The sequence below is a fragment of the Desulfobotulus sapovorans DSM 2055 genome (assembly GCF_059569355.1).
In genome coordinates, this window is sequence record NZ_JCANVJ010000053.1 from 1 (window position 1) to 5,479 (window position 5,479).

The following is a 5,479-nucleotide window of genomic DNA, read 5'->3' on the forward strand; positions in this document are numbered from 1 at the left end:
GCCTTCACCACCCTGAGATCCTCCATCAAGATGATGCTGGACAACCGGGAGAAATTCGGCAAGATCGATGTGGTGTATGGTGCCCGTGCCCCCGGTATGCTTCTTTATATGGATGATCTCCGGGAATGGGAAGCCCAGGGCAAGATCAACATGCACATCACCGTTGACAAAACCGATGATCCCAACTGGAAGTACCATCAGGGCTTTATTCCGCCGGTTGCGGAAAAGGTGGCGCCTCCCGCCAGCGATGACACCTACGCCATTGTCTGCGGGCCTCCCATGATGATCAAGTTCACCCTGCCTGTGCTGGACAAGCTCGGGTACAAGCATGACCACATCATCATGAGCCTTGAAAACCGGATGAAGTGCGGTATCGGGATGTGCGGTCGCTGCAACATCGGTAAAGAGCTGGTGTGCAAGGACGGTCCTGTCTTCACCCTGGATCAGCTCAATCAGATGCCCAAGGAATATTGATTCTTTTTTTTAGAGAATAAAAGGGGCCGTTTTTTGAAAGCGGCTCTCCCATAGAAGTTTTTTGCAAAGGCCGATGTTCCCGGATGAGGGGGCATCGGTTTTTGGTTTTGGAGAAAGGGGCCTTTGTTTTCCAGCCATGGGCGTTTCGGGCCTTGGGGGCTGCGGACTTTCTCTCCCTGTGCTTTTTGTGATACATCCTTAGCGTCCGGTGTCCGGCTTCAGGCCCATGCGTTCGCAGGGCAGTTCAGAAAGAACCACAAAAAGGAGTTCCCATGGCAGAATCCGCATCCATGCATTATCTGAAAGACTATCGTTCCTGGGAGTTTCATCTTCAGCATACGGAGCTCCAGTTCCGCATTGAAGAAAGCTCCGTGGAAGTAAGCTCCCGCCTGAGGCTTCGCCGCAGCCCGGAGGCTGAAGCCGGAAGCCCCCTTTTTCTCCATGGAGAAGATCTTGAAATCCTTGAAATCCGTCTGGATGAGCGTCTGCTGGCTCCACGGGAGTTTGTGCAGGACAGCCGGGGACTCACCATTTTTTCCGTTCCGGACACCTTTGAATTTTCCGCACGGGTGCGGATTTTCCCGGATACGAACACGGCCCTTGAGGGACTGTACCGGGCAGGCCGTATGCTCTGCACCCAGTGTGAGGCCGAAGGTTTCCGCAAGATCACCTTTTACCCGGACAGGCCCGATGTGATGGCACCTTTCCGTGTGCGTATTGAGGCGGATCAGCAGCGTTATCCTGTGCTGCTGTCCAACGGCAATCCCGTGGAGCGTGAGGCGCTTCCCGAAGGCCGTCATGCCGTGACCTGGGAAGATCCCTTTCCCAAGCCCGCCTATCTCTTTGCCCTGGTGGCAGGGGATCTTTTCCGTCTGAAGGACACTTTCCGAACGGCTCAGGGGCTGGAGGTTTCCCTTGAGATCTTCACGGAGCATGAAAATGCCGATAAGTGCGACCACGCCATGGCCTCCCTTAAAAAGGCCATGGTCTGGGATGAGGCGGTTTTCGGGCTTTCCTACGACCTTTCCACCTACATGATTGTGGCCACCAATGATTTCAACATGGGAGCCATGGAAAACAAGGGCCTCAACATTTTCAACAGCAAATACGTTCTGGCCCGCCCGGAAACGGCGACAGACATGGATTTTGAGGGCATCGAAAGCGTCATCGCCCATGAGTATTTCCACAACTGGACGGGCAACCGGGTTACGGTGAAAAACTGGTTCCAGCTTTCCTTGAAGGAAGGACTGACCGTGTTCCGGGATCAGGAATTTACTTCGGACATGCAGTCCCGCTCCGTAAAGCGCATTCAGGATGTGCGCAGTCTGCGGGCAAGGCAGTTTCCTGAGGACGCAGGGCCCATGGCCCATCCGATCCGGCCCGAGGCCTACCTTGAGATGAACAATTTCTACACCGCCACGGTCTATGACAAGGGTGCCGAGGTGATCCGCATGATTCATACCCTCATCGGAGCGGAAAACTTCCGCAGGGGCATGGATCTCTACTTTGCCCGCCATGACGGCCATGCCGTGACCTGCGAGGATTTTGTGGCCGCCATGGAAGGGGCATCGGGAAGGGATCTTTCTACCTTCCGGCTCTGGTATTCCCAGGCGGGAACCCCCCTTGTGCGTGCAAGGCTTCAGCAGGATACGGAAGAAGGAAGGCTTGTGCTGACCCTGGAGCAGGACGTTCCGGACACTCCGGGGCAGACGGGGAAAAAGCCCATGCTCATGCCCGTGAAGGCCGCTTTTTTCACGAAAAAGGGCGCTCCCCTGACGCTGAGGCTTGGGGGTGTGGCGGCGGAAAGTTTTTGTCTTGCCCTTGAAAAATCCAGACAGGATTTTGTCTTTGAGGGTGCCTTTGAACCTGTGGTGCCTTCCCTTCTGCGGGAGTTTTCCGCACCTGTGCGACTGAAGCAGGAGCTTTCCGGCGAAGATCTGGCCCTTCTGCTGTCATCGGATACCGACCCCTTTAACCGCTGGGAGGCGGGCCGCATCCTCGTTCACGGTACCTTCATGGCGCTGATGGAAAAGGATGCCGCAGGAAAGCCTTTGCACCTTCCCGGAGATCTCTTTTCAGCCTTTAAAAAGGTGCTCGAAGGGGCCATGGACGATCCGGCCCTTGCGGCGGAGATCCTCAGTATGCCCACGGAAGGGGAGTGGCACCATCTGCTGGCTGCGGAAAAGATACCCGTGAACCCCGAGAGGGTGCGCCGGGTGCGGGATTTTCTGCTGGATACCCTTGCCCTGGAGCTGAAGACCCTCTGGGAAGGGGCCTGGGATGTTTTTCAGACGCCGGGGCCTTACCGTTTCCATTCAGGGGATGTGGCGCGCAGGAGGATGAAAAATCTTTCCCTCTTCTGGCTTTCCCGTCTGCCGGATGCGGGCCTGTCCTGGGTGGAGAGGGCGGCAGCCGGGGCTGCCTGCATGACGGATCGCATGGCGGCTTTAAGCCTTGCCGCCCATTTTGAGGATCCCCGTGCAGAAAAACTGCTGTCTGATTTTGAAAGGGAGTTTGCTGAAGATGCCCTGGTTATGGACAAATGGTTCCAGGTACAGGCTCTTTCCAGACGGCCCGATACCCTGGAGCGGGTAGAGGGGCTTATGCATCATCCCGCCTTTTCCATGAAAAATCCCAACAAGGTACGCTCCCTCATCGGAGCCTTTGCTTCGGCCAATCCTTCAGCCTTTCACAGGAGTGACGGTGCGGGCCATGATTTTCTGGCGGAGAGGGTTCTGGAGCTGGATATCCTCAACCCCCAGGTGGGTTCCCGCATGGTGAGCCTTTTCAACGTCTGGAAAACCTTTGATACCCCCTGGCGGGATTCCATGGAAAGGGCCTTGAGGCGTATTGGAGCCAAAGAGGGCCTGTCTCCGGATATCCGGGAGGTGGTGAGCCGGGCACTTGCCTGATTTTTTTAAGGGTTTTTCGTGTGAAATGTTCCCGGAAGCCTTTCCGGGAAAAGGCATTGACAGGATGGCAGGAATGGTGTTTCTTTGCGCAGAAACGAAGGCCGCCCTATAAGGAGGAGGCATGGAGGACACATGGCGGGAGCTTTTGAAGGTGATGGCGGATATCCGGGAGACAGGGGAGATGGAAGGTTTTTTAAAGGAAATCCTCACGGCCAGGGAAATTTCGGATATCTGTCTGCGCTGGCAGCTTCTGAAAGAGCTGCATGCGGGAGAACCCCAGCGCAGCATTGCAAAGCGGCATGGCATCAGCCTTTGTAAAATCACCCGGGGTTCCCGTATTCTGAAAGCCGAAAATGCCACCTGTGCAAAAATTCTCGATCGTCTGGCCTTAAAAGGTCAGGGGTATTAAAAGGAAAAAAACATGAACGCAACACTCAAGGGCTACGCCCTTCCCGATGACAGGGGCTATTTTGGAGATTACGGGGGATCTTTCATCCCGGAAGCGCTGCAGAAGATTATGGATGACATCACCGCTGCTTACGCGGACATCCGCAAAGATCCGGAATTCCACAAAGAGCTGGCCTATCTGTACAAACATTTCGTGGGCAGGCCCAGCCCCATCTTCCATGCCCGCAACCTCTCCCAAAAACTGGGGGGGGCACAGATTTATCTGAAGCGGGAAGACCTGAACCATACCGGAGCCCACAAGATCAACCACTGTCTGGGGGAAGCCCTCCTGGCCAAGAAAATGGGCAAGAAAAAGATCATCGCCGAGACGGGAGCCGGTCAGCATGGGGTGGCTCTGGCCACGGCCGCCGTTCTCGTGGGACTGGAATGCGATATCTACATGGGTGAGGTGGATATCGCCAAGGAACATCCCAATGTGGTGCGCATGAAGATCCTTGGTGCCAATCTCATTCCCGTGACGCGGGGGACGAAAACCCTGAAAGATGCGGTGGATGCCGCCTTTGAGGCCTATCTCGAAGATCCCGTGACCCAGCTGTATGCCATTGGTTCCGTGGTGGGCCCCCATCCTTTCCCCATGATGGTACGGGATTTTCAGCAGGTGGTAGGCATGGAAGCCAGAGAACAGTTTCAGGAGATGACGGGAAAGCTGCCGGACAACCTCGTGGCCTGCGTTGGCGGCGGCTCCAATGCCATGGGCCTGTTCACGGCCTTTCTGGAAGATGAGTCCGTTGCCATGTATGGGGTGGAACCTTCGGGCAGGGGGCTTTCCGGCGGCGAGCATGCGGCCACCCTGACCCTGGGGAAACCCGGCGTACTCCATGGTTTCAAATCCTATCTGCTTCAGGATGAGGCGGGAGAACCGCTTCCCGTATATTCCGTGGCTTCGGGTCTGGATTATCCCGGTGTGGGGCCTCAGCACAGTCTTCTGAAGGATCTCAACCGGGTGCAGTATGTCACCGCTGACGATCGGGAAACCATTGAGGCCTTTTTCACCCTTTCCCGGACAGAAGGCATCATTCCCGCACTTGAAAGTGCCCATGCCCTGGCTTTCGCGATTCGTCACGCGCCAACCCTGGATGCAGGCAAGTCCCTTCTGGTCAACCTTTCAGGAAGAGGCGATAAGGATATTGATTTCGTGGTGGCCCAGTATGGGAAAAATTATGGTATCTGAGAGTGTCGGGTGAATATCGCTGAAGATTGAAGTCCTTTTGAGTCGTTGAACATATAGCCCAGCCCTGGGTACAGGAATGTAGCCCCCCTGCCGGAGAGATTTTTCTCCGGCAGGGGGGCTTTTTGTCTCATCTTCTACAGTTGGGAAGCCTTTTTTGTTCAAAATGCCTGTAATTACTATGTCGCATCTTGTAAAAACCCCAAAAGGTGGTGCCACAGAATTGGAATTTAATATTGTTTTTAAAGAAACTATAGTATAAAAATAAGGTGCCCTTACTGGAGGGGGTGCCATGTTTGCCAGAATCAAAAAATCAGGTCGGTATGAGTATCTTCAAATTGTCGAAAATAAAAAGATTGAAGGTAAAACTCGACAGCGTGTCATTGCTACCATAGGCCGTATGGATGAAATCAAAGAGAAGGATCAGCTTGAACCTCTGATTCGATCCCTTTCCAGA

5 protein-coding genes are annotated in these 5,479 nt (G+C 54.7%); all 5 read left to right on the plus strand.

Annotated elements, in window-relative coordinates; translation table 11 throughout:
- A partial coding sequence (locus BR04_RS17375; RefSeq protein ID WP_496357291.1) for an iron-sulfur cluster-binding protein occupies positions 1-474 on the plus strand: 474 nt, incomplete at its 5' end.
- Between the two features lie 272 nt (positions 475-746).
- The gene (pepN, locus tag BR04_RS17380) at positions 747-3,386 is read left to right on the plus strand and encodes an aminopeptidase N (protein WP_496357292.1); all 2,640 of its coding nucleotides are present in this window, start codon (positions 747-749) and stop codon (positions 3,384-3,386) included.
- 121 nt (positions 3,387-3,507) lie between these two features.
- Positions 3,508-3,795 carry a Trp family transcriptional regulator gene (locus BR04_RS17385; RefSeq protein WP_496357293.1) on the plus strand — a complete coding sequence of 96 codons (288 nt, stop codon included), beginning with the start codon at positions 3,508-3,510 and terminating at the stop codon, positions 3,793-3,795.
- 12 nt (positions 3,796-3,807) lie between these two features.
- Positions 3,808-5,025 carry a tryptophan synthase subunit beta gene (gene trpB, locus BR04_RS17390; protein ID WP_496357294.1) on the plus strand — a complete coding sequence of 406 codons (1,218 nt, stop codon included), beginning with the start codon at positions 3,808-3,810 and terminating at the stop codon, positions 5,023-5,025.
- 289 nt (positions 5,026-5,314) lie between these two features.
- Positions 5,315-5,479 (plus strand): IS1634 family transposase N-terminal domain-related protein (locus BR04_RS17395; RefSeq protein ID WP_496357295.1); only part of this gene is annotated, 165 nt, incomplete at its 3' end.

Excerpts from the sequence above, each read along its gene's own strand:
- trpB (WP_496357294.1), top strand. The coding sequence starts at position 3,808 with ATGAACGCAACACTCAAGGGCTACGCCCTTCCCGATGACAGGGGCTAT.
- BR04_RS17385 (WP_496357293.1), top strand. The coding sequence starts at position 3,508 with ATGGAGGACACATGGCGGGAGCTTTTGAAGGTGATGGCGGATATCCGG.
- pepN (WP_496357292.1), top strand. The coding sequence starts at position 747 with ATGGCAGAATCCGCATCCATGCATTATCTGAAAGACTATCGTTCCTGG.